The sequence below is a fragment of the Kribbella sancticallisti genome, assembly GCF_039530625.1.
Classification (GTDB): domain Bacteria; phylum Actinomycetota; class Actinomycetes; order Propionibacteriales; family Kribbellaceae; genus Kribbella; species Kribbella sancticallisti.
The window spans coordinates 94,565-120,209 of the sequence record NZ_BAAAOS010000068.1; the positions used below are offsets into that span (position 1 = coordinate 94,565).

Consider the following 25,645-nt stretch of genomic DNA (forward strand, 5'->3'; position numbering starts at 1 on the left):
ATAGCTGCGATTTTGGCTGGAGAGCTTTCGCTGTCAGGCCGGGCGGACCCTCAGTGCCAGCAGGACACCGATCAAGGTGATCGCGCCGAACATGAGCGCCAGGCCGGGGTAGCCGCCGAGTCCCAGGCCGGCGCCGCCTATTGCCGCGCCGAGGAAGGTGCCGAGGCTCATGCCGGCTGCGTTGACGCTCAGAGCTGAGCCTCGAAGGTCCCCGCTGCGGCGGACGAGGAGGGTGGTGACGCAGGCGGCGACCGTGGCGTGGGCGACACCCATCAGGGCGGTCAGAAGGAGGGTCAGCGGGAGGCTGGGGGCGAAGTAGAAGCCGGCGACGCTGAGGAGGGCCACGCCCAGGCCGAGGAGCAGCATTCGTTCTGAGCTGATCCAGGGGTGGTCGGAGGCCAGGTAGCGGCCGGCGAAGAGGTTGCCGAGGAAGAAGGAGGCGCCGCTAAGGGACCAGACGAGCGCGAACCAGCCTGGGGCGAGGTCGAACTTCTCGTCGTAGAAGGCGGCGAGATAGGCCAAGTAGCCCATGAAGGCTGCTGTTCGGAGCATGGCGACGGCGAGGAGTGGGAGGGCGCCGGGGATCTTGGCCAGTGCTTTGTAGGTCGCGAGATAGCTGATGCGCTTGGTGCCGCCGGCTTGGAGGGGTGCCTTGCGGCCGCGGCCGCGCCAGAAGAAGGCGGCGGACAGGGCTAGGGAGATCGCCGAGGCGGCGAGCAGGTTGCCTCGCCAACCCCAGAACAGGCCCGGTAGTGCGAGGACCGGGGCGGCGAGCATCGCCATCATCGAGGTGGTTGCCGAGACGAGGGTGGCCGCGCGGCCTGCTGCGGCGGCCGAGTTGAAGCGATCTGCCGCGGCGGCGCCGATCGACGGGCCGAGGATCGAGGTCGAGGCGCCGATCAGCAGGCAGAACGCGGCCAGGGCGAAGATGTTGCCTACGGCTCCTAGTGCGGCTGACAGTCCCAGCAGTGCGAGGCCGCCGGCGGCGACGAGTTCTCTGGCCAAGCGGTCGACGAGCGGGGCGAGGGCGAAGCCGACGATGAGGGCTGCGAGGCCTCCGAGTCCTCGCAGGCCGCCGATCTCCGCCACGCTCCCGTCCGCCGCCGCGGCGATCGGCACGAGGTACATGCCGAACACCGTGAACGGAATCAGGCTGACCGTCGAGGCCAGCAGAAACGGCCACAGTCTCTTGGCCATGGCCAGGTCGCCTGGGACGGATCCAGTACTACGTTCGCTGGTTGCTGCTGCTTGTGTCGCGGCGGAAGCGTCGCCTGAACTCCTCGCCACTGCGCCGCGGAAGGAAGTGGCGGGGGCAGCCGTCTCTCCCCTGGTGGCTGGGGCAGCCGCTTTCCTGACGGGGGCGGATGGTTGCGCCTCGGTGGGTGGGGGTGGTGCGGTGCGGTGGTCTGTGCTCACGGCGTTTGGGGTCCGTCCTTGCGGTAGCGGTAGAGGCTGGTGGGGCGGGCGCTGAACTGGGAGAAGGGGAAGGGCTCCGCGGACAGGGCGGTGACGCCGGAGCCGAGGAAGGCGCGGGCGACGGCGCTTCCGGTCTGAGCATAAATGGCGAGCGGCTTCGATTGCGTAAGGCAACGATCCAGCAGGAGGTCGAAACTTCCGTTGCTCAAGGTCATTCCGGTGGCTACGACCGCGTCCGCGGCATCGACAACCTCCGTCATGTCGCGGGAAACCGGGAGCCCGGAGGCAGTTTCGCGGAGGTTGAAGTCACACGGGAGACAAGTGCCGCCGCGGGCTGCGATCGCGTCCACCAAGGGGTTCACGACGCCGATCAACGCGACCTTCGAGCCCTCACGAACATCCAGCAGGCCGGCGACCGCGGCATCACGCGCCCGCGCGCGGACGTCCGGAGTACCGGCTGGGAGGACGACCTCCTCGGCGCCGGAAGCCAGGTGGTGCGGTTCGACCGACGCCAGATAAGCATCCAGAGCGGCGATCCTGACCGGTAAGGGGCCCTCGGCAAGCAGTTCGGAGAGCGGCAGGCCCGAGGCGTCGGCGCAGTACGACGGGTCCAGTTCGCCGGCCTCGAAGGAGCACGCCCCGAAGACCTCGCCGACGCGGAGCAGTACGTAGTAGTTCCGGTAGGTGACGTCCGCACCCGGCAGCCGGGTGGTGTGGTGGAGCCAGAAAGCGCTGATGACATTGAGTTCTGAAGGCGCGGGACCATGGTCCCCGGCGAGGACAGCGGCGGTGAGTTCGGCCACGGAACCGGTCATGGGGCCTCCCGGCCTGGACTGAGGAGTGGAGGGAGCCCGGTCATGGGGCCTCCCGGCCTGGACTGAGGAGTGGAGGGAGCGAAGCGACCGGAGCGACGAGGGAAGGCCGGGAGTTCCAGCCCCATGACCCGCCGTGCCGGAGGCGCGGCAGACAACACAGCGACCGCAGCGACGAGGGAAGGCCGGGAGTTCCAGCCCCATGACCCGCGTGCCGGAGGCGCGCAATTCAATACAGTCATGGCAGATCGGCCAGCCTTTCGGCGTCGTAGGTCAGGGCGGACAGCTCTGGACGACCGGCCGGCTGGAAGCAGTACAGCAGCGACCTGCGGTCGGTGGCCGTGCGGTTCGGCGCGGACCGATGCACCATCAGGCCCGGAAACATCAGCACCGACCCCGCCGGCGCGGTAACCGTTACAGCAAGGTCGGCATCGACCCGCCGCGGATCGACGAAGAGACCCGTCGGCTCGAGCGGATCCCGCGGCGCCGGACCATCCCGATGACTCCCGGGAATCAGCGTCATCGCGCCGTTCTCGACAGTGTTGTCGTCGAGCATCACGATCGCGGTCGCGATGTCGTACGCCGCGTCGCCGGCGCAGCAGTACCAGTACGGGAAGTCCTGGTGCCAGGCGAACTCCGACCCGACCCCGGCCCGCTTGAAGTTCAGTTTCGACACGAACGGTCCCACCGCGGATCCGATCAGCGACGCCATCGGCGACGTCAGCCGCGACTCCGACCACAGCCCGGCCAGCACCGGATGCAGGTGCGACACCGGCGCCAGCGAGCGCACCGCCTTGCCGGGAGCGTCCGGCTCCCAGTGGATCGTCGTACCGCGGATCTCCTCCAACCGGTGGCCGTCCGACCAGACCGTCACGTCCGTCTCGCCCGACTCGGCGGCCGAGACCACCTCGGCGTGCACCTGCTCGGCGGCGTCCCGCAACCGGCCGACCTCCGTTGCCGTGAACAACTGTGGCAGCAGCAGATACCCCGTCATAGCCACCACATTAATGCGACGGGGTCGCAGATGGGAACTCCCGGCACTCCGCCCAGGCGGATTCGCGCCGATCCCACGACATCGCCGACCACGGCACCGAGAGTTCTTCCAGCGAGGAGATCTCCCGCGGCCGCATCGTGTTAATCGGCCGGGCCTCGGCATGACGGGAAAAAGCGGACTCCACGTACCGGGTGCCGGTGTCGGCGGCGAGGAAGACGTGCTTGCGGCTGCTGTCGCAGTTGTGTTCCCACACTGCGGACAGGTACGCCGCACCCGTGGACAGGCCGGCGAACACCCCGGACGTCCGGAGCAGATCCACCGCGGCCGACATCGCGTACTCGAACGAGACCCAGTGCAGCCGGTCGTACAACTCGTGCCGCACGTTGCGGAACTCGATCGAGCTGCCGATCCCGGCGATGATCATCTCCGGGTCCTGGGTGTGCCCGGCGCCGAAGGTGATGCTGCCGAACGGCTGGACGCCGACCAGGTTCACATCCCGCCCGCGATCCCGCAGGTACGCCGCGATCGCGCCGGTCGACGCACCCGTCCCCACTCCCCCGACCAGGCAGAGCGGGCCGGTCGGGACAAGGTCGTCGACCAGGTCCGCGATCGCGCCGTAGCCGAGGTAGTGGATGTCGTCGTGGTACTGCCGCATCCAGTGGTACGTCGGGTTGTCCCGCAGGATCTCGCCGATCCGGCGGACCCTGAGGTTCTGGTCCAGCTGCAGGTTGTTCGACGACGGCACCTGCTCGATCGTCGCGCCGAGGATCTCCAGCTGGATCTTCAGGGTCCGGTCGACGGTGGTGGAGCCGACGATGTGGCACTTCATCCCGTACCGGTGGCAGGCCAGCGCGAGCGCGTGCGCGTAGATCCCGCTGGAGCTGTCGATCAGGGTGTCCCCGGGCCGAACCGCGCCGGTCTCCAGCAGATGCCGGACGGCGCCCAGCGCGGAGTACACCTTCATCGTCTCGAACCGCAGGCAGATCAGGTCGTCTCCGGAACCGGAGCCGGCGCCGACCCGGATCGGGTCCGGATCCTTGATCGCCTCCGCGAGATGGTCGTGCAATCGGGAAGGCTTCATCGCTGCGGGTCGCTCCTCGTGTCGGCACTACTGGTCAGCACGGGCGGAGGCTGGGGTGGTTCGGGGTCCTGCCCGACCTTGGCGGCCCTCACCAGCCGCCGGGTCAGTTCGGTGCTCGGGTCGTTCATCACCGTGGCGGGTGGTCCTTCTTCGACCACCCGGCCGGCATCGAGCACGAGTACGTGGTCGGAGACCGCGGCCACCAGTCCGAGGTCGTGGCTGATCCACACCAGCGCGGTCCCCTCGGCCTTGAGCTCGTTCAGCAGTTCGACCACGAGCCCGGTACCGCGCTCGTCGAGCGCGGTGGTGATCTCGTCGCAGACCAGTACGTCGGGTCGCGCGAGCAACGCCCTCGCCAGGGCGGCACGCTGGAGCTCTCCCCCGGACAACTGGCTCGGCGGTCTGGCCGCCACCAGCGCGGACACGCCCAGCCGAGCCAAGGTGGCTACCGCCTCCGCCTTCGCCTCGGTGGCGGAGATGCCGCGCAGGCGTACCGCAGTACGGGCGACTTGTTCGTCGACCAGGCGGCGTTCGTCGAAGGAGCCGCGGACTTCCTGCCAGACGTACTGGACGCGGCGGTTCTGCTCGAGCGTGCGCTTCCGGAGTACGGGGAGGTCTTGGCCGGCCAGGGTGATCCGGCCGGTGTGGCGTTCGTGCAGGCCGGCCAGGCAGCGCGCCAGAGTGGTCTTTCCGCTGCCGGATCGGCCGACGATGCCGATGCAGCCACCGGGTGGCACGGCGAGATCGACCTTCTGCAGGATCGGATCGCGACCGCGGGCATGCAGTGCCGCGGACAGGTCAGTTGCTTCGAGCAAGGGATCAGCCGCGGTCGTGGTTCCCAGGGAGGCCACGAGTTCGGGAGCGGCTGGGAGGACCTCGACGCCACCTGCGTCGACCACGCACCCAGCGGACAGGACGACCACGTGGCGGGCCAACGCCCGGACCAGATCGAGGTCGTGGCTCAGCAGCAGGATGCCTAGCCCTTGCTCGGCCAGGTCGCGGAGTTCGCCGACCAACTGAAGCCTCGTGATGGAGTCCAGGCCTGTGCTCGGCTCGTCCAGGACCAGCACTCGCGGACGACAGGTCAGCGCCTGGGCCAAGGCGATTCGTTGCCGTTGACCACCGGAGAACTGGTGCGGGAAGCGTCTGAGTGTTGCTTTGTCATCAGGAAGCTGAGCGATCCGCAATGCCTCGGGAACGACGTCTTCGCCGGGGTGATGCAGCTTTGCCAGTTCGTTCAGCCCGGCACCGATCCGGCGAGCCGGATTGAGGGCGCTGCCGGGATGCTGAGGCATGTAGGCAACGACTCGGCCCCGCACCTTCACCCCGTTGACCGGTCCGTTGTCGTCGACAACCACCTGGCCGTCCACCTCTACCCGGCCTCTGAGCTGCACGCCACGCCCGTACTCGCCCAGCAGCGCGAGCGCGGACGTCGTCTTGCCCGATCCGGAGGCACCGACCAGTGCCGTGACCTGCCCGGGCCAGACCTCGAAATCCACCCGGTCGACCAGGATGGCGTCCCCCGCGACGGCCGCCAGTCCGGTGACCTTGACCAGTGGCGTCATCGCTTCGCCTCGACAAGCCGGCGGGTCCGGTGCACCAAGCGATCCGCGAGCAGATTGAACCCGAGCGTGAAGGAAACCAGCAGGAGCGCCGGCGCGATCACGGCCCACGGCTGCAGCAGCAACCCTTCGCGGTTCCGCGAAACGCTCACCGCCCAGTCCGGCGCCGTCGGGCTCAGCCCGAGCCCGAGGAAGTTGACCGAGGCAACCAGGAAGACGGCCAGCGTGATCCGGGTGCCGATGTCGGCAGCGACCGGACCCAGTACTGCGCGCCCGACGTAGCCGAGGTGGATCCCCACCCAGCTCTCCCGCTGCATCCTCAACGCCTCGACCACCGGACCGCTGGCGGCATCCAGCGCGGCCGCTCTAACCAGTCGGGCCACGGTCGGGACGTTGACCATGGCAACAGCCAGCGTGATCGCCGGCGGCGAGGCGCGCCAACCGACCGCGACAACACTGATCACCAGCAGGGAGGGCAACGGCAGCAGTACGTCGAGTGGCCGGATCAGGGCCTCGTCGACCCACCGGTGGCGGGTGGAGGCCGCGACGAGACCGATCATCCCGCCAACCAGATAGGCGATCACGACCGCACCCAGCGCCATGCCGAGCGCTGTCCGGCCGCCTTCCAGCAGCAGGCTGAACACGTCGCGGCCGAGTCCGTCGGTGCCGAGAAGCCCCGCGCTCTCGTAGGGCAGACCAGGCTTGGGCGAGAAGTTCGCCAGAGGTCCGAGCAGAGCCACCAGCAGCGGGATCAGGACGAGCAACGCGGACACAGCGAGCGGAGTACGGGCTCTGAGGGCTCTCATCGCAGCAACTCCGTCCGCGGGACGAGGCGGTTGCAGACGAGGTCGGCTCCGAGGTTGATCACCAGCGCGGCCACCGCGAGAACCAGCGTCAGCCCTTGCACGACGGGCACGTCCCGGGTCTCGACCCCATCCACCAATGCCGTCGCGAACCCGGGGATCGCGAAGATCGCCTCGACCACGAGAACCCCGCCCAGCAAGGTGTCTCCGGTCCGCGCCAACTCCTGTACGCCGGGAACCGCCGCGTTCGGCAGGACGTGCCTGAGCAGCAACCGCCGCCGCGGAACTCCGAGCCGCCGAGCCTGTACGACGTACTCGGCGTTGAGCGCGTTGATCGTCCCGGCCCGCACCTGGCGAGACAGCAGGCAGACCGTGCGACCGAGAAGCACCGCGACCGGCAGAATCAGCAGCGCCGGACTCGCGAGCAGCGATCCACCGACCCAAGTCGCGGGCAGCCAGCCGAGCTTCAGCGAGAACAGCGCGACCAGGAACACCGCGATCACGAAGTCGGGAATCGCACTCAGCGCCAGCGTCACGGAGGTGATGGTGCGGTCGAGTCGCCCGTTCTCCCGGGTCCCCATCACGATGCCGAGGGCAACGGCCAGGGGAACCACCACGGCCAGCGTCGCCAGCGTCAGGACCAGCGTCGCCCCGACGGAGGCCTTGACGATGTCGAGCACCGGCCCGCCGCTGATCAGCGAAGTACCGAGATCACCGGTCAGCACGTTGCCGAACCAGTGCGTGAACCGCTCCAGAGCAGGCTGGTCCAGGCCGAGCTGCTCCCGCATCCGGGCGACCTGGTCAGGCGTCAGCGTCTCGGTGAAGCGCATGTCCGCGGCATCACCCGGCAGCAACGCCGTCAGCACGAAGACCAGGACGGACAACACGGCCAGTTGGATGATCGCCAATGCAGCCCGCTGGGCGGCATACCACCGCATTCAGGCCAGCCACACCTTGTCGAACCGGCCCTGGTCCAGCGTGTTCGGCGGTGCCGCCTGGACCCCTTGCACCTTGGCCGACACCGCGACCAGGTAGTCGGGGTGACCCCAGGCGATGATGCCGCCCTGGTCCCGCAACGTCTTCTGCAGTTCCCCGTACTTCGCCGTCCGCGCGGCCTCGTCCGTCATTACCTGGGCCGACGCGAAGGCGGCATCGAACGCGGGCTGACGCCAGTGCGTCACGTTGAACGGCGACTTCGTCAGCAACCGGTCGGTGATGTACTGCGGGATCGGCATCGCGCCCGACCGGTGGTTGCCGATCACGCCCTTGGTCAGCAGGTCCTTCGCATAGGTCTGCGCGCTGCCGGTGGTGACCTTGAGCTTGACCCCGGCCTCGTTGACCTGCTCGGCGAACAGGGTGGCCGACTCGACGAATCCGGCCGAGGCGTCGGCGGTGAAGATCTCCACCTCCTTGTTCAGCAGGCCTGCCTTCTTCAGCAGCGCCTTCGCCTCGTCGAGGTTCCGCTCCCGCTGCGACAGGTCGGCCGGGTAGTACTGGAACCCTTTGCCGAACAGGTCGTTGCCCACCACTCCGCGCCCGGCGAGCACCACGTCGACCAGCCGCCGGCGGTCCGCGAGCAGCTTGAAGGCCATCCGCACGTCGGGGTTGTCGAAGGGAGCCTGGTCGACCTTCATCACGAACGCGTGCGTCGTACTGCCCTTGGCCGCGACGATCTTGACCGTCTTGCCGGCCTCGGCGGTCCGGGCGAAGGTCGCCGTCATGTCATTGGCGTACTCCGCCTGTCCGCCCTGCAGCGCGTTCGCCCGCGCCTCGGCGTCGGCCGAGAGGATCTGGAGTTCCTCGAGCTTGGCGGCGCCGTCCCAGTAGTCGTCGAACCGATTGGCGACCATCGAGCGGCCGGCCTCGAACGAGACGTACTTGAAGGCGCCGGTGCCGATCGGCTTCGTCGGGTCCTTGAACCCGTCCCGGACGATCTGCGTGCCGATGCCGGCCAGCAATGCGGGGAACTCGGCGTTCGGCGCGGTCAGCACCAGCTCGACCGTCTTCTGGTCGATCGCCTTGCAGCGCTTGAGATCCAGGGCCGCGAGCGAGGACTGCGCCACTCGCTCGGGGACGGTCGGATCGGCGATCCGGGCCAGGCTGTAGAGCACGTCCTCGCTGGTCAGCTTCTGGCCGTCGTGGAAGGTCGCGTCCCGCAGGGTGAACCGCCAGGTCGCCGCCTGCGCGTCCGGCTCCCACTTCTCGGCCAGCCGTGGCATCGGTTTCAGGTCGGGCCCGAGCTCGACCAGTTTCTCGTAGATCGCCTTGTGCCGCGCGATGTCGACGAAAAGGCTCTGCACGTGCGGATCGAGAACCTCCTTGGCTCCCCCACCGGCGTACACGGCTCGCAACCGCCCACCTGCCTTCGGCTGCGCGGCCGCACCACCGCCGGATCCGCCATCCGACCCGCAACCGGTCACCGCCGCCAGACCCAGACCGCCTGCGAGGCCCAGGAATCCCCGCCTGTTCAGACCTTCGGACATCCGCATTTCCTTCACGGTGAGGGTTCCGACGAGGGGTGGTCGCCGGCTCGAATCCTGCCGTTAATGAAAATAGTTGTCAAATTCAGGCGCATCTGAACGACGCTCATCATTCTCCCGGCAGAGCCGACCCCGATGACGCCCGTGACGGCGTGTCACTGCACGCTGTCTCCGAGTACTGGCAGTCACCACCAGATCCTGGGCCCGGAAAAGCGCGAACCGGTCGCTGCCACCAGGGCAGCGACCGGTTCGAGGAGCAGGTCTTTCGAGCCGGCCAGCGGTCAGGCGGCGTCGCGGACCGATGCGAGGGCGTTGCTCCAGGAGACGACCTGGTCGAGCATCGCGCCGACCTCGGCGACGTGGTAGTCGGCCGGGGTGAACTCGCTGTAGTTCTTGAAGTCGGTGATCAGTGACAGCGCGACCTGGTTGCGCACGTCGGCGACCTTCAGCTCGCCCATCACCAGGCGCAGGTGCTCGACCGCGCGGGCGCCACCGACGGCGCCGTAGCTGACGAAGCCGGCCGCCTTGTCGTTCCACTCGGCGAAGAGGAAGTCGATGGCGTTCTTCAGCGCGCCGGAGGTGGAGTGGTTGTACTCCGGGGTGACGAAGACGAAGCCGTCGAAGGAGGCGATCTTCTCCGCCCAGGCCAGCGTGTGCGGCTGGGTGTACTGGCCGGCCGACGGCGGGATCGCCTCGTCCAGGTGCGGAAGCTTGTAGTCGGCGATGTCGACGAGTTCGTACGAGGCGTCGCTGCGCTGCTTGGCGATGTCCAGCACCCACTTGGCCACGGCTTCGCCGTTGCGGCCGGGCCGGGTGCTACCGAGGATGATCGCGATGTTGGGCATGTCAGTCCTTCTGGGGGGATGGGGAGGCCCGGTCGTTCCTGGCCGGCCAGTTTGATGACGCGTCACCAAAAGTAGCAGATTGAGATGACGCGTCAACCTAATCTCAAGGAGAGGAAGAGCACAGGACCGCGCCGGGGGTCACGGCGCGGTGGACTCAGCCGTTGGAGTCGGTGTCCGGGCCGCAGAGGTCGCGGGCGGGGAGATCGGCGAGCACGCGGTCCAGGAGCTTGACCAGCACTTCCTGCTCGTCGCGGCTCAACTTGTCCAGGAAGTGCGCCCGAACAGCGTCGACATGATCCGGTGCGGCCGCCTCGATCGCGGCCCGGCCGGCATCGGTCAGCCGGACCATCGAGCCGCGGGCGTCCGACGCGCACTCCTCGCGGACCACCAGCCCGCGCTTCTCCATTCGGCTCACTTGGTGGGACAGCCTGCTCCGCTCCCACCCGACCAACTGCCCGAGATCGCGCGTCCGCAGTACGCCGTCTTCCGACGTCGACAGCGGGTGCAGCAGCGCGTAGTCCGCTCCGGACAACCCGGAGTTGCGGATCAACCGGCCTTCCAGCGTGCTGGTCAGCTCGCGATAGACGTCACGGTACGACTCCCACAGATGCGCTTCCCGCGCATCGAGCCACCGAGTCTCCGTCATCCACCCATGGTACGTGGACCTGTTGACATGTCACCGAGCCGCGCTCAGGGCGTGCGGGAGAGGGCGACGGCCAGGCCGACGGCGACGGTCATCAGGATCAGTTCGCCGGCGGCGAGGCGCCAGAAGGCGGCTGGCTGGTTGGCGGCCAGGGCCGGGAGGGTGGCGCGGCGGTGCCGCCAGCCGATCCAGACGAGGAGGGCGAAGGCGACTGCCTTGGCGAGGACGAGGGCGCCGTACCCGCTGGTGACCCACTGGGTGATCAGGCCCCAGCCGTCCTCCCGCCCGCCCAGGTGGATCTCCGCGGTGAGCAGGCCGGTGGTCCCGATCGCGATCGCGCAGACCAGCGCGAGGCGGCTGAACTTCTCGACGGCTTCCACGTGGTCGCGCCCGTAGCGCAGGAGCGAACCCAGTCCGCCGATCCAGGCAGTCGCCGAGAAGACGTGGACGATCAGCGAGGAGGTCGCGAGGACGGACCAGAAGGTTGCTCCCCCGCCGATCGCGCCGTGGCCGGTCAGCAGTGGACCGGTGAGAGCCGCTGCCGTCAGGACGAGCGCAACCCGTGCGGTCGCGACCGTGCGGCACGCGCTCAAAACAACCGCCAGGACAGCCGTGAAAACGACCGCGACGGCCAGCGCCCTGACCTGGTTGAGAGATCCTGCGTCACCCGCCCGGGCAGCCAGTTGCGACATCGGGACACCGATGATCACGCTCGCCGTGGTGAGGAGTCCGCCGATGCTCGCGACCGCCCAGATCCCCGCGGTCACGGCGGCGTCCTGGCAGGCCCGAAGCCCTTGTTTTCCGAGCTTCCCGTCTGTTGCCGGGAGCAACACGGCGGCCGCGAGCACGGCGCCACCCGTGGCGATGGCAGCCACGTCCGCCAGCAAGCGCAGTACGGGGACGGCCCAGGAGACCGGCGTACCGGCTCCCGTGAGGCCTGCGGGCAGCGGCTTCGGCGCACCGCCCGCTGCCACCAGGGCGACGACCATCACCACGAGGCCCGCGGCAACCACACCGAGGCCGAGCAGTCGGCCCGACGTGCGCTCGCCGGTCTGCATCGTCATTGCGCGTCGGGAGCCGGCCGGCGGCGCACAATCACGACAGCCAGCGCGACGACCACCAGCATCACCAGCACCATCGCGACGATCACCACCGTGTTCGAGCCGCTGTTCTCGGTGGCAGGTGTCCCCACGGGGGTCGCCGGGTGCCCGGCGTGCGTGATGGTGAAACTCGCGGTCACCGTGATCGGGTGCCCGTCGGCCGACACGATCCGGGCGTCGACGGTGTACTTGCCGACCTCGACCAGTCCGTCGACAGGCTGGGTGACCACCTTGCCGATCACCTTGATCTCACCGGTGGACACGGTGGTGCCGCCCGGCGACCTGACCTGTACTACGGCGCCGGTGCTGCCGACCGGCTCGTTGAAGGTCAGGACCACCTCGGTCGGCGGGGCGGCCGCGGTGGAACCGTCGGCCGGCGTCATCGATTCGAGCTTGGCGTGCGCCGCCGCCACCCCGGTGGAGACCACCAGGGTGAGCAGCGACGCCACCAGGATTGCGACCAGTCGGCGCACGGTTACGGCGTGACCTTTCCACGCCCGGCCCGCAGGCCGAGACCGAGGCCGACCAGGCCGAGCAGCAGTCCGGCGCCACCGAGGATGCGGGCCAGCGGGTCCGCGCCGGCCTCGTCCCCGTCGTCGTTCGTCGTGGCGGCGACCGGCGTGAGCGCGGTGGTCAGCTTCAGCGTCGGCGCCGGGTGCTCCGGCTTGTCGGCGTCGTTCTTGGCGATCTGCTCCCACTTGACCACCTCCCCATCGCTGTAAGTCTGGACCGCGGGGAAGGTGAGCGAGGCGACACCCTCCGGAATCCGGCCGACCGAGAGCGCGAACTCGTCGAAGTCGTTCGGCGGTACTCCGGCCGCGGCGGCGGTCCAGGTGACAGTGGTGATCGCCTCGGTCAGCGTGACGTCGCCGACCTTGACCGGCGTCGGCAGCTTCTCGGTCGTCTTGACCACCTTCCAGCCGTCCTTGACCTGCGCGCCGACGTGGGCGAACGGGTGGTCCTTCGGCAGCGAGACGACGAGTTTGGTGGTGCCGGCGGTGTCGGACTCGGTCGGCACCCGGAACACCAACTTGGCGTAACCGCCCGGTTTGGCGTCCGGCGACGAGACCGTGACGTGAGCCGAGGCCGAGTTGGCGGCCCCGACGAAGATGAGCGCGGACGCCGCGGAGATCGCGGCAGCGCGCAGGACGAACTTCTTGGACATGACTTGGAACCCTCTCGCGGGCAACGGTTTCGAGCCGTCCCGCGATCGAGCGGGACGGTCAGGACAGAGCTGTCAGAACCCGGTACGCCGGGGGCCCGCGCCGCGAGACGTTCGAGGTCAGCCACCGCTGAGTGAGCAGCGGCCGCTCCGGTACGCCGGGCAGCGCCGTGCGCACCCCGGGCAGGGGAATCACCGCGGCCGGGAGTTGCGGGACCAGGCGCGTCAGGATCCGCAGTACGCGCTGGACCCAGCGGTGGGTGCTGCCGATGAGCACGACGCCTGCCAACAGCACCACCAGGTGAGCGGCGGTCATGGTCAGGGCGCCGGACAGGCCGCTGTGCAACGGCGACGCCACCTCGGGGGCCGGCATCGCCATCGTGTCGGCCATCCCGTGCGTCCCGTGCGCGTGCTGCATTGCGTGCATGTCGTGCATGTCGTGCATCGAGCTGTGGCCGGCCGAGGCGGCCGGCATCGGATCGGCTGCCTTGGCCGGATGCGGCCGGTCGAGACCGGCATGCACGAACAGCTGGATCCCGGCGAGGACCGCCACCGACAGCCACCGGCGGCCGGCCAGGAACTCACCGAGAAGCCAGCACGCCGCCGCGAGTGCGAGAAGTTGCGGAACCACCGCGAGCGAGGCGGACCCGCCGGCCAGGACGTGCCCGACCACCGCGACCGCGACGCTCAGCGTCACGACCGCGGACGTCGCACTCGTCTCGGCACGCACAGCGGGTCACCTTCGTCATTCACAGTGATATCAGCGTGACCGTGGGTGGGCGGGTCCCGCTTCAGACAACTCTACGTACGGCAGGCGCCGGCGGTTCCCCGTCAGGATGTCGCGAAACGCAGAACGGCGCCGACGAACGCCTCCGGCTCCTCGAGATGCCCGAAGTGGCCACTGGCGGGCAGGACCACGAGCTCCGAGCCGGGGATCCCGTCGTGCAACTGACGGGCCCACTTCTCCCCGCAGATGAAGTCGTGGGCCCCGACCAGCACCAGCGCCGGTACCCCGATGTCGGCGAGCCGGTCGCGCACGTCCCACAGGGAGGGCTGCCGGTTCGGGTCGATCGTCAGGTCGACGGTCGCCAGCCAGTCCGCGATCCTGGGCTCGATCTCCTCGAAGTCCCTGAAGTAGACCGGGAGCAGCCGGCGCAGCGAGTCGAGGTGAGCCACCTTGTCGACCCCGCTGTCCTCTTTCCAGGCCTGGACCACCTGCTCGGCGAGCGGATCCCCCGCGGGCCGGCGGGCGGCGTACGCCTCGACCTGGCGGTACGCCTCCTCCCCGAGCTCGGGGCCGTTGAACGCCATCGCGTCGTAGACGATGACCCCGCGCAGGCGCTCCGGGTGGTCCAGCGCGAACTGGAGCGCGACGAACCCGCCGTGCGAGTGGCCCAGGAAGAAGACCTTCTCCTCACCGAGGTGCCGGGCCAACTGGTCGGCGTAGTACGCGTACTTCTCCATGCTGTAGTCGCCGTCGGGCAGGAGATCGGAGGCGCCGGTGCCGACTGGCTCGATGTACACCATCGTCAGGTGCTCCTCGAGCCGCGGCATCCGGAGGTAGTCGTAGTGGATTCCAGGGCCGCCCGGGTGCGCCAAGCACACGGGGCCGGAGCCGGCGACGTGGTAGGTGACCTTCACGCCGTCCACGATGAGATGAGCCATACGAAGAAGTCTGCCGGACCCGTGCAACCGATTCCCGTCGTCGGCACGTTGATAGCGCGACGCTGTGAAGGAGGTGAGCGTGCGGAGCGAGGCGGAGAGCGACTACGTCGATTTCGTGACCCATCACGCCAACGGGCTCTGCCGGACGTCGTACCTGCTGTGCGGCGACTGGCGACGCGCTGAGGATGCCACCCAGGAGGCGCTCATCCGGCTGTACCGGCTCTGGCCGCGGTTGCAGCGCAAAGGCTCTGTCAGCGCCTACGCCCGCAAGGTGGTGGTCTCGACCACCCTCGACGCCCTCCGCCGCCGGTCGAGCACCGAACTGGTCGGCGGCGACAGCTACTTCGCCGCCGAGCCCGATCCGTCGGACCCGCTCGCCATGCTGGAGAACCGCCTGCTGATCACCCAGGCGCTGGCCGAGCTCCCAGAACGCCAGCGGGCCTGCGTAGTACTCCGCTACTTCGACGAGCTCTCCGTCGATGAGACCGCCGAGGTTCTCGGCTGCCGCCCCGGCACCGTCAAGAGCCAGACCCTGCGAGCCCTGGACAAACTCCGCCTCCACCCAGCCCTCGCCGACCTCACCGACTTCGCCGGACTTGGAGGCTGACATGAATGGTCAGCTGAAAGACCTGATGGACCAGGCCTCCGACCGCCTCGACCGCTTCGTTCCGGACATCGAGGACCTCCTGGCGGCCAGCCGGAGGCGGGTGCGCAGACGTCGTCTCGCGAGCGCCGTCGCCGTCCTGGCGGCCGTCGCCATCGTCGCCACCGGGACCACCGTCGCGCTCGACCTCACCGAAGCCATCGAGCCGCCGGTCTCCACCGAACCGACGAACCCGAGCGCACCGAACAAGACACCCGGCCCGGCCCAGAACCGCAATTCGGGCTGCACTCGATCCAACGGTACGGGGGACAACAACGGCTGGGCCTGGCCCGCCGTACTGTTCGTCGACGATCAGTACGGCTCCGCCGCGGTACGGCAGTCGCCGAAGGACCGCACCGTCGTCTTCTGCGTCACACAGACAGTCAAGTGGAGCGCCTATTCCAGCGTGGTGCTCGGCGGGTCGGCGCAAGGCATCCTGCTCCGGAAAACCCCGGCCGGCGTCACGAGGGATGAGGTCAGCCCACGGGCAAGTGTCACCACTGTGTTCGGGCTGGTGCGCAGCGGTATCCCACGCGTCACCGTAGAGACGGAGGACGGCCACGTCGGGCAGGCGACTGTTGCGAACGGCTACTTCGTGTACCGGCGCCACGTTCCCACTCCTTGGCCTGGTCCCGAGCCACACGTCAAGGTCAGGTTCAAGTACGCAGGCGAGGACGAGTACCTCGCCGCCAACAGGTGACCGCGTCCCGTCAGGGATGATGGGCGCATGAGTTCGGGTGTACCGGTCCTGGAGATCGGTGGGAGTCACGTGACGGCAGCGGTGGTACGCCCTGGTGAGTGGGTGGTCGACGGGGTGCATCGGGCCAAGCTGGACTCGAAGCTGCCGGCTGGGGAGATCGTGGCGCAACTGGTGGCGGCGGCCAGGCAGTTGCCGTTGGCAAGTGGGTTGGCGGTGGCGATACCGGGCCCGTTCGACTTCGAGGCCGGCGTCGCGTGGTACCGGCGCGACAAGTTCGCCTCCCTCTACGGCCACGACCTCGGGCAGAGCCTGCGCGACGAACTCGGGCTGGACCGGGTCGTCTTTCTGAACGACGCGGAGGCGTTCACCGTCGGCGAGTGGGGGGCCGGCGTACTGCGGGGGCACGATCGGTGTGCGGGCATCACCGTCGGCACCGGGATCGGGTCGGCCTTCCTCGACGACGGGCGGGCGGTCCGTACGGGCGACGAGGTTCCGCCCGGCGGCGAGCTCTACCGGACGGAGTACGAGGGTCGCGAGATCGAGGAGTGGATCTCCGCGCGGGCGATTCTTCGCTCGTACTTCGACCGGGTCGGCGCGGAGGAGGACGGGATCGGGGTCAAGGAGATCGCCGATCGCGCTCGAGGTGGTGAGGTTGTCGCGCGAGACGCACTGCTGGACGCGTTTGGGGCGTTGTCGGCGGCGCTGGTTCCGTGGTTGGAGCGGTTCGGGGCGACGAAGGTGGTGCTGGGTGGGTCGATCGCCGGCGCCTTCGATCTGGTCGCGTCGGTGTTCCCGTTCGACGTCGCCCCGACCGAGGACGCGGAGCACTCCGCGCTGCTCGGCGCCGCGGCACACTACGAGCGCAGTACGGGCTGAGCCGACCGAGGCCGCGTTGACGGCGGCGCAAACTGACGGCGGCGTGAGTGACGGCGGTGTGAGGTGGCAGCGGCGTGAGGTGACAGCGGCGTGAGGTGACGGCGGCGGAAACTGACGGAGGTGGGGGTTACGGTGGCGGGCATGCCTCCTCGTAAGCCTGCTGCCAAGATCGCCGCGCCCCGGTTGCGCACTCAACTCGACGACAAGGCGCTGACCGCGGACGAGGTGGACGACGAGGACCGCCTCACCGATCTGGCGCTCACCGACCAGGACCTGAGCGACCTCGAGGCCGAGCACCTGGAAATCAGCGGCACGCGGCTGACCCGGTGCAACCTCGGCGGCTCGGACCTGGAGAAGCTGATCGTCGTCGACCTCGAGCTGGACCACTGCGATCTGGCCAACGCACGCTGGTCGGACGCCTCGGGGACACGGGTGGCGATCTCCTCCTCGCGGCTGACCGGGTTCGCCGGGCCCGGGATGAGCCTGCAGCACGCGACGGTGCGGGACTCCGTGCTGGACTTCAGTTCGTTCCGGTTCGCGAAGTTCCACAAGGTCGAGTTCACCGACTGCCGGCTGCAGAACGCGGACTTCGTCTCCGCCGACCTGAGCGGCACGGTGTTCCGGCGCTGCGACCTGACCGCGGTCGAGTTCTCCCAGGTGAGCGCCGCCGGCGCCGTCTTCGTCGACTGCACCTGGGACGGCACCCGCGGCATCGGCAGCCTTTCCGGCGCCACCATCGCCAACTCCTCCCCCATCGACACCCTCGCCGTCACCCTCGCGATGGCCGCCGCCCTCGGCATCAAACTCGGCGACCCCGACGACCTCGACTGAGGCCGCCGGGGCGCCTCGGGGTCAGGCGTTGTAGCCGTCGACCAAGAGCTTCAGCGATGAGGTGGTGTCGGCGGTGATCGTCACAGAGCACTCCCAGGGCGGCGGGGTTTTGGGTGGCCGACTTAATTCAGGCCTTCAAGTAACTCAGACCTTCTCATCCCACCCCGCCGCCCGGCAATGCCTGCCGGGGTGGCGGGCGACGAGATTCAACGGGCCAGATACTTCCGGATGTCGTCGGCGACCTGGGCGCGGTTGACCATGCCGTACTTCTTGAGGATCGCGCTGAGGTGCGTCTTCACCGTGTTCAGGCTGATGCCGAGCTCCGCCGCGAGCTGGTCGTTGTCGAGGTCGTCGACCAGCAGGACGGCCACGCCTTGCTGGGCGCGGGTCAGGCTGGCGTAGCGCCGCTCGGGGCCTTCGTCCGTGTCGAGCATCATCTCGACCAGTTCCGACTGGATCTGCTCGGTGGCGCGCACGAGCCGGCCAAGATGCCCCTGGATCGCGGCGCCCGCGGCCTCCGGTTCGTCCATCGCCTCGATGGCGATCGCCCGCAGCGACGCGATCTGGTGCCCGAGGTACTCCATCACCCGGTCGGAGGTCAGCAGGTTCGGCCCCTCGTCGCCGGCCGGCAAGCGGCGCAACGCCTCTAAGTCCTCACCCTCGCGGGTCAGCACCCGCGCCACCAGTCCGGCCAACCACTCGAACGCGCGGACCGCGTTGTCGTCGTAGCTGTTCGGCTGGTAGCTGTGCATCGAGAGCATGCCGAACAACCGGTCCGCCCCGCCGTCACCCGAGCGGAAGATCGGCACGGTGACGGCATCCGCCGAGGCCCGGGTGGTGTCGCCGATGGGAACACCTGAGCGCAGTACGGCGCCGTTGTCGTAGGCGAGGCGGTAGGTCTGGCGGTGCTTCAGCAGCCAGGCCGTCTGGCCGTTCGGGCCGAAGGTGTGGGTGTCCGGGTCGATGTACTGGCCGGAGTCGTAGCCATAGGGGTAGCGGACCCGGTTCGCGCCGTGCAGGAAGCCGACGTAGAAGGTGTCGACCCGGGCGATCTTGCCGGCCACCGCGCGGACGTAGTCGTACAGGCCGTAGTGGTCGCCCCGATACAGCGACTGGATCTTGTGGTACGCCTCGCGCAGGATGATCGCCGTCTCGGCATCCACCCGCAGCGGGACGGGCCGGTCAGCAGTCATGGGTCCGCGATTTCCCCTGCAGCTCGTCCACTTCCCTCGCACTTCGAACTATGCCCGGGTCCGGCAGAGCTGCCAAGGGATCAGGAGGTGAGGCGTTTCCAGCTGGCCGGATCACCCCAGACGGACCGCGGATCCAGGTAGGGCCGGATCAACGCGGTCAGCTCGGCGTCGTCCTCGCCCTTCAACTGGTCCGAGGCGATCTTCCGGGCGACGCCGGCCAGGAAGTCGGCGACCTGAATGCCGGAGTGGATGAACGAGTCAACCAATTCGAGCCTGGCCAGTCTCGCACCGAGCCGCAACTGCTCGATTCGCTCCGGCCACAAGGTGGTCTGGCGGTCATGGGCGACTGCGACCGGTTCGTCGTGCCCCCAGTACTCGACCGCGCGGGCGATTGCGGGAAGCAACGGATCGAGCGGCGGGATCATCCGCGGCAGCTCGAACAGCTTCGCGCGGACCTCCTCGGCATACTCCCTCGACTGCCGCAACGCGGTCAGGGTCGCGTCCTCGAACTCCAGCTTGTCGAGGCTCTGGAAGAAGTTCGGCACCACGTCGGGGTAGTCCCGTACTCGTAGGAGGTAGTTGCCGGCGGCGAGGAAGTCTTCCCACGCAGTACCGCCCGTACTGCGCCCCGCGGCGTACAGGTCGTCCGGCGCGAGCCCGACCAGGTGCTCGGTGAGCCGCGCGACCAGGAAGTACGTCTTGTCGACCAGCAGCACCTGCGCGTTGCCCAGCACGGGTCCTTCCGGGCCGAGTAACCACAGCAGCACTGGCCGGTGCTTCGACCTCTGGAGGTGATTCGCCTTGTAGACCGTCGCGGGAGAACGGATCCTGCGCCGCAACTCGGCGACACACTCCGCGGCCGCGGCCTCGTCCAGCACCACACTGGCGTGGGCGAAGACGTCGGTGACCCCACCGACCAGCTTCTCGCCCTCATAGCCGGACTCGTCGCAGGCGATCTCGACGAGGCTCATCCCCCGACTGTCTCACTGCGGGGAGTCCACCGCAGCAGGGTTTTCATTCCTCGCGGGTCGCGCTTCGCGACCGCGGCGGTGCTTCGCGCCCGCGGTGTTGCCTCGCGCCGCGGTGGTGCTTCGCGACCGCCGTGTTGCCTCGCGCCGCGGTCGCGCTTCGCGACCGCGGGTGGTGAGGACGAGCGCTTCCCTGTACGCCGGCGTTCCGTCGTCGGGTCGAGCTCACCACCTCGCCGAGCCCACCCGTCTCAGTCCACCGTCGGCCGGGCCACCAGATCCTCGACCGAACTCCTCACCACCACCCGCGACCGCCTTGCACCGAGCCCACCAAGCCCCCCGCGCGGCCCCGGCTTTCCCCCCGCTTCCCCCTGAGTGACCCCAACCTTGTCACCCTCCGTACAACCTGCCCATCCCCCACCGAATGAGGCTCCGCCGAGCTCGCCCTCATTCCCAGGGTGAGGCGGCGTACGCAGTACAAGTGAAGAGGCCGGCCCCCTGTCGGAGACCGGCCTCTCGGTGACTATGGATCAGGCGAGGTCGAAGCGGTCGAGTTCCATCACCTTGACCCAGGCGGCGACGAAGTCCTCGACGAACTTCTGCTGAGCGTCGTCGCTCGCGTAGACCTCGGCGACGGCGCGCAGTTCGGAGTTCGAGCCGAAGACCAGGTCGGCGCGGCTGCCGGTCCATTTGACCTCGCCGGTGGCGAGGTCGCGGCCCTCGAAGGTCTCCGCGTCCTTCGACGTCGGCGTCCACTCGGTGCCGAGGTCGAGCAGGTTCACGAAGAAGTCGTTGGTCAGCGAGCCGGAGTTCTCGGTGAAGACGCCCAGCGGGGAGTGCTGGTAGTTCGCGCCGAGGACCCGGAGGCCGCCGACCAGGACGGTCAGTTCGGGCGCGCTCAGGGTCAGCAGGTTCGCCTTGTCGAGCAGGAGGTACTCGGCCGGGAGCCGGTTTCCCTTGCCGACGTAGTTGCGGAAGCCGTCCACGGCCGGCTCGAGCGCGGCGAACGAGTCGACGTCGGTCTGCTCCTGCGACGCGTCGGTACGACCCGGCGTGAACGGGACCACGACGTCGTACCCGGCGTTCTTGGCGGCCGCTTCGACGGCGGCGGACCCGGCCAGCACGATCAGGTCGGCCAGGGAGATCTGCTTGCCGCCGGGCTGGGCCGCGTTGAAGGACTCCTGGATGCCTTCGAGCGTACGCAGTACGGTCGCGAGCTCGTCAGGGTTGTTCACCTCCCAGCCGGCCTGCGGCTGCAGGCGGATCCGGGCACCGTTGGCGCCGCCCCGCTTGTCGCTGCCACGGAACGACGACGCCGACGCCCACGCGGTGGAGACCAACTGGGAGACGGACAGACCCGAGGCGAGGATCTGCGCCTTGAGCGCGTTGACCTCGTTCTCACCGACCAACTCGTGGGTCACGGCCGGCAGCGGGTCCTGCCAGATCAGTACCTCGGACGGGACCTCCGAGCCGAGGTAGCGAACGATCGGGCCCATGTCACGGTGCGTCAGCTTGAACCAGGCGCGAGCGAACGCGTCCGCGAACTCCGCGGGGTTCTCCAGGAAGCGCCGCGAGATCTGCTCGTAAATCGGGTCGACGCGCAGCGCCAGGTCGGTCGTCAGCATCGTCGGCGCGACCCGCTTCGACGAGTCGTGCGCGTCCGGCACGGTCTCCGCGCCGGCGCCGTCCTTCGGTCGCCACTGGTTCGCCCCCGCGGGGCTCTTGAACAGCTCCCACTCGTAGCCGAACAGGATCTCGAAGAAGCTGTTGTCCCAGCTGATCGGGGTGTCGGTCCAGATCCCCTCGAGCCCGCTGGTGATGGTGTCCGCGCCCTTGCCGGTGCCGAAGGTGTTCTTCCAGCCCAGGCCCTGCTCCTCGAGCGGAGCGCCCTCGGGCTCGGCACCGACGTACTGCTCGGGGTCGGCCGCACCGTGAGTCTTGCCGAAGGTGTGCCCACCGGCGATCAGCGCGACGGTCTCCTCGTCGTTCATCGCCATCCGGCCGAAGGTCTCGCGGATGTCCCGGGCCGAGGCCAGCGGGTCCGGGTTGCCGTTCGGGCCTTCCGGGTTCACGTAGATGAGACCCATCTGTACTGCGCCCAGCGGCTTCTCGAGCTCGCGGTCACCCGTGTAGCGCTCGTCTCCGAGCCAGGTGGTCTCCGGACCCCAGTACACGTCCTCGTCCGGCTCCCAGACGTCGGCGCGACCACCGGCGTACCCGAAGGTCTTGAAGCCCATCGACTCCAGCGCCACGTTGCCGGTGAGGATCATCAGGTCGGCCCAGGACAGCTTCTGGCCGTACTTCTTCTTGACCGGCCACAGCAGCCGGCGGGCCTTGTCGAGGTTGCCGTTGTCCGGCCAGCTGTTCAGCGGCGCGAACCGCTGCTGCCCGGCGCCGGCGCCACCGCGGCCGTCGCTGATCCGGTACGTCCCGGCGCTGTGCCACGCCATCCGGATCATGAACGGGCCGTAGTGCCCGAAGTCGGCCGGCCACCAGTCCTGCGAGGTGGTCAGCACCTCCGCGATGTCCCGCTTCACCTCGGCCAGGTCGAGGGTCTTGAACGCCTCGGCGTAGTCGAACGACTCACCCAGCGGGTTCGAGACGGCGGGGTTCTTGGCGAGGATCTTCAGGTTGAGCTGGTTCGGCCACCAGCCACGGTTCGCGCTGCCGCTCGTCGGGTGCGGCGCACGGCTGCCGTGCGCGACCGGGCAGCCGCCCTGCCCGCCCTCGCCCTGGCTCTCCGGACTCGACTCTCCGGGCATCGGCTGGTGGTTTTCAGTCATGCGTTTCCTTCCGGGACGTTATTCGGTGGTGGAGCATTCAGCACAGAGACCCCAATAGATGACCTCGGCCTCGTCGATCACGAAGCCGCTGTCATCGGAGGCGGTCAGGCACGGCGCAGGCCCGACGGCACAGTCGACATCGGCGATGGCGCCGCACGACCGGCAGATGACGTGGTGGTGGTTGTCCCCAACCCGCGACTCGTACCGGGCCACGGACCCGGACGGCTGAATACGCCGTACCAGCCGGGCGGCGGTGAGCGCGGCCAGACAGTCGTAGACAGCTTGGTGGGAGACCTCGGGGAGATCCCGGCGCACAGCACCGATGATCGAGTCCGTGTCGGCATGTGGGTAGGCGTGGACCGCGGTCAGTACCGCGACCCGCGGCCGCGTGACCCGCAACGCAGCGTCCCGCAACATCTGCTGCAGTTCGGGGCTGGTCGGCACGCCCGAATCCTGCCGTCTTTTCTGGAACCAGTCAAGATTCTGGTTTGGCCGGGCGCGTCATCTCGCGCGGCGACCGCGGCGACCGCGAGGGCAGGGTGGGGCTGGCCGGGGATGCCCCGGGAAGGCCGGGACGGGCCGGGACAGTTGGAACGGCATTTCCGCAGGTCAGCGCGCTTTTGCCGGCCCGATCGTCACCAGCGCCCCGAAAACGGCACCAGGGCACGCCGTCCTGAGCTTTACCCCTGCCATCGCCGTGGGTAACTTCCCCATAACGCACGTGCAAATGCACGTGCATCTCGCCGCCCGCTCAGTCTCGCCGCCCTCCGCGCGGCAGGAAGCTTGGAGGAAGCAATGTCCCGCAACCCTCGCCCCGTGCGCCGTCCGCGCCGGCCAACCGTGGTGCTGGTGATCGTCGTGCTGGCACTTCGGATCGCCGTCTTCGTCGCGGTACTGGGTCTGGCTGCCGCCCTACTCCGGCGGGGACAGGAACTCTCGGTCGTCGTCAGCTCGATCGCTCTGCTTGCCACCGCGGCCGCGGCCGCCGGTACCGCGCTCACGCGCAACGTGCTCAGCAGCGCCACCGGCCGGTGAACCCCGATGTCAGCGCAAGCCCCCGAACTGAGCCGCACCACGCGACAGGACTACTTGCCTGAGTTCGCCCTCCTGCTGAAGCAGGCTCGCCTCGCCTCGGGCCTGACCGTTCGCCAACTGGCGAAGGTGGTCGGCCTCGACCACACCCAACTCGTCCGGGCCACCGACGGCAAGCGCCTCTCGAGGTGGCCGCTCATCAGCGCCTACCTGAACGGCTGCGGCGTCGGCGGCGGCGTGCTCTATTCCTGGTGGGAACTCTGGAGCACCACCCGCAGCGTCCATCTAAGACTGCAGAACCACCCACTAGGCCACCCCGACGACGACTGGTACTGGCAACAAGCCGACCAGTCCTGGCAGCGAGCACTGGAAGGCCTCCGCGCCCCCGACCCTCTAGTCATCAGACTCCGCCAGGTCAGCACACTCCAAGAACTAGGTGTCTCCCTGGGCGCCCTGGCCGGCCGCAACGGCACCGACTCCGTCCGCCAGGTCGAAGCCGACACCAACATCCCCAAGTCCACCCTCCACGCCTGGTTCACCGGCAAACGCAAACCAGACCCCACCCGCCTCCGCGAGGTCGTCGCAGCCTTAGGCGCCACCAGATCCGAACAGATCGAATTCAAAGAAGCTCTAGTGCGAGCCACCAGCACCACCTGCCCCAACAACCACCCCCAAACAAACAAGCCCTGCGCCCTAGGCGAACTCCACAAAGGCCACCACCGCACCCCCGAAGGCCACCAGTGGCTGGAAGACGACGAGCCAGACCCCATCAACCGCCCGAGAACCTGGCTGACCCAACCCCACCTGAACTCCGCCGGCCCTCACTGGTAACAGATGCCAAAGGCAACAACCCCAGCCAGCACCCGCGCCATACGGAGAGCCCCGGCCACAACCGCGGGCCTTCCCAGCGACCCCAGCCCCAGCAAGGGGGGTGCGGGTGGCGAAGCCCCCGCCCGCGGCGCGAAGCGCCGCACAAATAACCAGGCGGCGAGCTCCACGCTTTCCGTGGACACACGCCGCCAGCCGCCTGGTGGAGCTGAGGGGATTCGAACCCCTGGCCTCTTCGTTGCGAACGAAGCGCGCTACCAACTGCGCCACAGCCCCAGGTTGTCGCTTGGTGCCTTGCGACCGCGAAACTCTAACACGCAAAGCGGCGCGGCCTGAAACTGGGATCAGTCGCCGACCGCCCGGCGGATCTCCGGCTCCTCGAGCGGGGCAGGCGCAGGCTCCGGTACGACAGGGGCCGCCTCGGGCTCGGGGTCCGCGGTACGGGCTGAGGAGAAGACCTCGGGGCCGGACAGGCTGATCGTCCGGACCGTCCGGTCCGGCGCCTTCTCCTTGAGAACGTACGTCGGCAGCGTCACCGGCACCGGGTCCCACAGGCCTTCGGCGGCAGGCTCGGGCTTCTTCTCGACGACGACGGGCTCCGGCTCGGGGAGCTTGACCTCGATCGTCATCTCGTGGTCCGGCGACGTGACGGGTGCCGTCGCCGGGCCGCGGTCGTGGTGTGCTTCGGCGCGGGCACGACGCTCGGCCGCCAGGGCCACCCGCTCGCGGGCCTGGCGACGCAACTGCACCCGGGTGAGCACGACGAAGGCGACGATCAGGGTGGCCGGCATCGCGACCGTCCACCAGAGCAGGATGCCCAGGCCGGCCAGCGCGGTCACCGACAACAGCGAAAGAGTCAGGATCGACAGGACCCGCCGGCGGCGCATAGCGGCCACCCGGCGGGCTCGGTTCGGGACGTGTCGCGTCGGCGGCGACGGATCCGACCCGACGTCATCGGAAGAGGATTCGGAAGACGACGACGAACCCGGAGGTCGGACGACGTACCGCGAGCGCGCCTGCACGTCGGTCTGCCGGGACAGAACGCGCGCGGCCGACGACGAGTACTTCTCCGCCGAGCGGCGCCGGCTCACCTCGTCGTTGCGCTTCAGCAGCATCGGGACGAGGTAGGCGGCCCACGCGGCGACGATCGCCACATAGATCAGCCCTGTCGTCCCCATGCGACGACGCTAAGACCACGAACGGGTCACGTCCGGTATGTGGGCCGGTG

The 25,645-nt window shown here is 68.8% G+C and carries 26 protein-coding genes and 1 tRNA gene; 6 read left to right on the forward strand and 21 right to left on the reverse strand.

Going from position 1 to position 25,645, the window contains the following annotated elements; translation table 11 throughout:
• Nucleotides 1–33: 33 nt before the first annotated feature.
• From ABD255_RS41925 to ABD255_RS41995, 15 genes are all read right to left on the reverse strand, one after another.
• Nucleotides 34–1,197 (reverse strand): MFS transporter, encoded by a 1,164-nt coding sequence (locus tag ABD255_RS41925; protein WP_344222437.1) that lies wholly within the window; start codon nt 1,195–1,197, stop codon nt 34–36.
• A gap of 215 nt (nt 1,198–1,412) precedes the next feature.
• Nucleotides 1,413–2,231, reverse strand: a complete 819-nt coding sequence (locus tag ABD255_RS41930; protein ID WP_344222438.1) for a Rossmann-like domain-containing protein — start codon at nt 2,229–2,231, stop codon at nt 1,413–1,415.
• A 235-nt stretch (nt 2,232–2,466) separates the two neighbouring features.
• Nucleotides 2,467–3,222 carry a phytanoyl-CoA dioxygenase family protein gene (locus ABD255_RS41935; protein ID WP_344222439.1) on the reverse strand — a complete coding sequence of 252 codons (756 nt, stop codon included), beginning with the start codon at nt 3,220–3,222 and terminating at the stop codon, nt 2,467–2,469.
• A 10-nt stretch (nt 3,223–3,232) separates the two neighbouring features.
• Nucleotides 3,233–4,303 carry a pyridoxal-phosphate dependent enzyme gene (locus ABD255_RS41940; RefSeq protein ID WP_344222440.1) on the reverse strand — a complete coding sequence of 357 codons (1,071 nt, stop codon included), beginning with the start codon at nt 4,301–4,303 and terminating at the stop codon, nt 3,233–3,235.
• Nucleotides 4,300–5,868, reverse strand: coding sequence for an ABC transporter ATP-binding protein (locus tag ABD255_RS41945; protein WP_344222441.1), 1,569 nt, complete (start codon nt 5,866–5,868; stop codon nt 4,300–4,302). Before ABD255_RS41945 ends, ABD255_RS41940 begins: the two co-directional genes overlap by 4 nt.
• Nucleotides 5,865–6,671, reverse strand: coding sequence for an ABC transporter permease (locus tag ABD255_RS41950; RefSeq protein WP_344222442.1), 807 nt, complete (start codon nt 6,669–6,671; stop codon nt 5,865–5,867). Before ABD255_RS41950 ends, ABD255_RS41945 begins: the two co-directional genes overlap by 4 nt.
• Nucleotides 6,668–7,606: an ABC transporter permease gene (locus ABD255_RS41955; RefSeq protein WP_344222443.1), complete on the reverse strand. Its 939-nt coding sequence runs from the start codon at nt 7,604–7,606 to the stop codon at nt 6,668–6,670. The genes ABD255_RS41950 and ABD255_RS41955 overlap by 4 nt, the downstream gene beginning before the upstream one ends.
• A complete protein-coding gene (locus ABD255_RS41960; protein ID WP_344222444.1) occupies nt 7,607–9,151 on the reverse strand; it encodes an ABC transporter substrate-binding protein in 1,545 nt (514 codons plus the stop codon).
• A 278-nt stretch (nt 9,152–9,429) separates the two neighbouring features.
• Nucleotides 9,430–9,993, reverse strand: a complete 564-nt coding sequence (locus ABD255_RS41965) for an NADPH-dependent FMN reductase (protein ID WP_344222445.1) — start codon at nt 9,991–9,993, stop codon at nt 9,430–9,432.
• Between the two features lie 154 nt (nt 9,994–10,147).
• On the reverse strand, nt 10,148–10,639 hold the full coding sequence (locus ABD255_RS41970; protein ID WP_344222446.1) for a MarR family winged helix-turn-helix transcriptional regulator: 492 nt from the start codon (nt 10,637–10,639) through the stop codon (nt 10,148–10,150).
• Between the two features lie 44 nt (nt 10,640–10,683).
• A complete protein-coding gene (locus ABD255_RS41975) occupies nt 10,684–11,700 on the reverse strand; it encodes a copper resistance D family protein (RefSeq protein ID WP_344222447.1) in 1,017 nt (338 codons plus the stop codon).
• On the reverse strand, nt 11,697–12,209 hold the full coding sequence (locus tag ABD255_RS41980) for a copper resistance CopC family protein (protein ID WP_344222448.1): 513 nt from the start codon (nt 12,207–12,209) through the stop codon (nt 11,697–11,699). The genes ABD255_RS41975 and ABD255_RS41980 overlap by 4 nt, the downstream gene beginning before the upstream one ends.
• Nucleotides 12,210–12,211: 2 nt before the next feature.
• Nucleotides 12,212–12,901 (reverse strand): YcnI family copper-binding membrane protein, encoded by a 690-nt coding sequence (locus ABD255_RS41985; RefSeq protein ID WP_344222449.1) that lies wholly within the window; start codon nt 12,899–12,901, stop codon nt 12,212–12,214.
• A gap of 58 nt (nt 12,902–12,959) precedes the next feature.
• Nucleotides 12,960–13,628 carry a hypothetical protein gene (locus tag ABD255_RS41990; protein ID WP_344222450.1) on the reverse strand — a complete coding sequence of 223 codons (669 nt, stop codon included), beginning with the start codon at nt 13,626–13,628 and terminating at the stop codon, nt 12,960–12,962.
• Between the two features lie 101 nt (nt 13,629–13,729).
• On the reverse strand, nt 13,730–14,563 hold the full coding sequence (locus ABD255_RS41995; RefSeq protein WP_344222451.1) for an alpha/beta fold hydrolase: 834 nt from the start codon (nt 14,561–14,563) through the stop codon (nt 13,730–13,732).
• 79 nt (nt 14,564–14,642) lie between these two features.
• Between ABD255_RS41995 and ABD255_RS42000 the strand changes: the two genes are divergently transcribed.
• The 4 genes from ABD255_RS42000 (at nt 14,643) to ABD255_RS42015 (ending at nt 17,613) form a co-directional block, all read left to right on the forward strand.
• Complete coding sequence (locus ABD255_RS42000) at nt 14,643–15,170, forward strand: SigE family RNA polymerase sigma factor (RefSeq protein WP_344222452.1); 528 nt, start codon at nt 14,643–14,645, stop codon at nt 15,168–15,170.
• A gap of 1 nt (nt 15,171) precedes the next feature.
• Nucleotides 15,172–15,906, forward strand: coding sequence for a hypothetical protein (locus tag ABD255_RS42005; protein WP_344222453.1), 735 nt, complete (start codon nt 15,172–15,174; stop codon nt 15,904–15,906).
• Between the two features lie 27 nt (nt 15,907–15,933).
• Nucleotides 15,934–16,782: an ROK family protein gene (locus ABD255_RS42010; protein WP_344222454.1), complete on the forward strand. Its 849-nt coding sequence runs from the start codon at nt 15,934–15,936 to the stop codon at nt 16,780–16,782.
• A gap of 141 nt (nt 16,783–16,923) precedes the next feature.
• Complete coding sequence (locus ABD255_RS42015) at nt 16,924–17,613, forward strand: pentapeptide repeat-containing protein (protein ID WP_344222455.1); 690 nt, start codon at nt 16,924–16,926, stop codon at nt 17,611–17,613.
• Between the two features lie 206 nt (nt 17,614–17,819).
• Here the strand turns inward: ABD255_RS42015 and ABD255_RS42020 are convergent, their stop codons facing one another.
• From ABD255_RS42020 to ABD255_RS42035, 4 genes are all read right to left on the reverse strand, one after another.
• The gene (locus ABD255_RS42020; RefSeq protein WP_344222456.1) at nt 17,820–18,806 is read right to left on the reverse strand and encodes a LuxR C-terminal-related transcriptional regulator; all 987 of its coding nucleotides are present in this window, start codon (nt 18,804–18,806) and stop codon (nt 17,820–17,822) included.
• A gap of 80 nt (nt 18,807–18,886) precedes the next feature.
• Nucleotides 18,887–19,777, reverse strand: coding sequence for a hypothetical protein (locus tag ABD255_RS42025; protein ID WP_344222457.1), 891 nt, complete (start codon nt 19,775–19,777; stop codon nt 18,887–18,889).
• 527 nt (nt 19,778–20,304) lie between these two features.
• Entirely contained in the window at nt 20,305–22,536 is a 2,232-nt protein-coding gene (gene katG, locus ABD255_RS42030) for a catalase/peroxidase HPI (protein ID WP_344222490.1), read from the reverse strand.
• Nucleotides 22,537–22,575: 39 nt separating this feature from the next.
• Nucleotides 22,576–22,974: a Fur family transcriptional regulator gene (locus tag ABD255_RS42035; protein WP_344222491.1), complete on the reverse strand. Its 399-nt coding sequence runs from the start codon at nt 22,972–22,974 to the stop codon at nt 22,576–22,578.
• A 399-nt stretch (nt 22,975–23,373) separates the two neighbouring features.
• Between ABD255_RS42035 and ABD255_RS42040 the strand changes: the two genes are divergently transcribed.
• Both ABD255_RS42040 and ABD255_RS42045 read left to right on the forward strand, forming a co-directional pair.
• A complete protein-coding gene (locus ABD255_RS42040; protein WP_344222458.1) occupies nt 23,374–23,592 on the forward strand; it encodes a hypothetical protein in 219 nt (72 codons plus the stop codon).
• A gap of 6 nt (nt 23,593–23,598) precedes the next feature.
• Nucleotides 23,599–24,420 (forward strand): helix-turn-helix transcriptional regulator, encoded by an 822-nt coding sequence (locus tag ABD255_RS42045; protein WP_344222459.1) that lies wholly within the window; start codon nt 23,599–23,601, stop codon nt 24,418–24,420.
• A gap of 197 nt (nt 24,421–24,617) precedes the next feature.
• Here the strand turns inward: ABD255_RS42045 and ABD255_RS42050 are convergent.
• A tRNA-Ala gene (locus ABD255_RS42050) sits at nt 24,618–24,693 on the reverse strand.
• 68 nt (nt 24,694–24,761) lie between these two features.
• Complete coding sequence (sepX, locus tag ABD255_RS42055) at nt 24,762–25,595, reverse strand: divisome protein SepX/GlpR (RefSeq protein ID WP_344222460.1); 834 nt, start codon at nt 25,593–25,595, stop codon at nt 24,762–24,764.
• Nucleotides 25,596–25,645: the final 50 nt, after the last annotated feature.

What these genes read in the sequence shown, in the direction of transcription:
- ABD255_RS41925 (WP_344222437.1), bottom strand. Translation starts at nt 1,197, where the DNA reads ATGGCCAAGAGACTGTGGCCGTTTCTGCTGGCCTCGACGGTCAGCCTG.
- ABD255_RS41930 (WP_344222438.1), bottom strand. Translation starts at nt 2,231, where the DNA reads ATGACCGGTTCCGTGGCCGAACTCACCGCCGCTGTCCTCGCCGGGGAC.
- ABD255_RS41935 (WP_344222439.1), bottom strand. Translation starts at nt 3,222, where the DNA reads ATGACGGGGTATCTGCTGCTGCCACAGTTGTTCACGGCAACGGAGGTC.
- ABD255_RS41940 (WP_344222440.1), bottom strand. Translation starts at nt 4,303, where the DNA reads ATGAAGCCTTCCCGATTGCACGACCATCTCGCGGAGGCGATCAAGGAT.
- ABD255_RS41945 (WP_344222441.1), bottom strand. Translation starts at nt 5,868, where the DNA reads ATGACGCCACTGGTCAAGGTCACCGGACTGGCGGCCGTCGCGGGGGAC.
- ABD255_RS41950 (WP_344222442.1), bottom strand. Translation starts at nt 6,671, where the DNA reads ATGAGAGCCCTCAGAGCCCGTACTCCGCTCGCTGTGTCCGCGTTGCTC.
- ABD255_RS41955 (WP_344222443.1), bottom strand. Translation starts at nt 7,606, where the DNA reads ATGCGGTGGTATGCCGCCCAGCGGGCTGCATTGGCGATCATCCAACTG.
- ABD255_RS41960 (WP_344222444.1), bottom strand. Translation starts at nt 9,151, where the DNA reads ATGTCCGAAGGTCTGAACAGGCGGGGATTCCTGGGCCTCGCAGGCGGT.
- ABD255_RS41965 (WP_344222445.1), bottom strand. Translation starts at nt 9,993, where the DNA reads ATGCCCAACATCGCGATCATCCTCGGTAGCACCCGGCCCGGCCGCAAC.
- ABD255_RS41970 (WP_344222446.1), bottom strand. Translation starts at nt 10,639, where the DNA reads ATGACGGAGACTCGGTGGCTCGATGCGCGGGAAGCGCATCTGTGGGAG.
- ABD255_RS41975 (WP_344222447.1), bottom strand. Translation starts at nt 11,700, where the DNA reads ATGACGATGCAGACCGGCGAGCGCACGTCGGGCCGACTGCTCGGCCTC.
- ABD255_RS41985 (WP_344222449.1), bottom strand. Translation starts at nt 12,901, where the DNA reads ATGTCCAAGAAGTTCGTCCTGCGCGCTGCCGCGATCTCCGCGGCGTCC.
- ABD255_RS41995 (WP_344222451.1), bottom strand. Translation starts at nt 14,563, where the DNA reads ATGGCTCATCTCATCGTGGACGGCGTGAAGGTCACCTACCACGTCGCC.
- ABD255_RS42005 (WP_344222453.1), top strand. Translation starts at nt 15,172, where the DNA reads ATGAATGGTCAGCTGAAAGACCTGATGGACCAGGCCTCCGACCGCCTC.
- ABD255_RS42010 (WP_344222454.1), top strand. Translation starts at nt 15,934, where the DNA reads ATGAGTTCGGGTGTACCGGTCCTGGAGATCGGTGGGAGTCACGTGACG.
- ABD255_RS42015 (WP_344222455.1), top strand. Translation starts at nt 16,924, where the DNA reads ATGCCTCCTCGTAAGCCTGCTGCCAAGATCGCCGCGCCCCGGTTGCGC.
- ABD255_RS42020 (WP_344222456.1), bottom strand. Translation starts at nt 18,806, where the DNA reads ATGACTGCTGACCGGCCCGTCCCGCTGCGGGTGGATGCCGAGACGGCG.
- ABD255_RS42025 (WP_344222457.1), bottom strand. Translation starts at nt 19,777, where the DNA reads ATGAGCCTCGTCGAGATCGCCTGCGACGAGTCCGGCTATGAGGGCGAG.
- katG (WP_344222490.1), bottom strand. Translation starts at nt 22,536, where the DNA reads ATGCCCGGAGAGTCGAGTCCGGAGAGCCAGGGCGAGGGCGGGCAGGGC.
- ABD255_RS42035 (WP_344222491.1), bottom strand. Translation starts at nt 22,974, where the DNA reads ATGTTGCGGGACGCTGCGTTGCGGGTCACGCGGCCGCGGGTCGCGGTA.
- ABD255_RS42045 (WP_344222459.1), top strand. Translation starts at nt 23,599, where the DNA reads ATGTCAGCGCAAGCCCCCGAACTGAGCCGCACCACGCGACAGGACTAC.
- sepX (WP_344222460.1), bottom strand. Translation starts at nt 25,595, where the DNA reads ATGGGGACGACAGGGCTGATCTATGTGGCGATCGTCGCCGCGTGGGCC.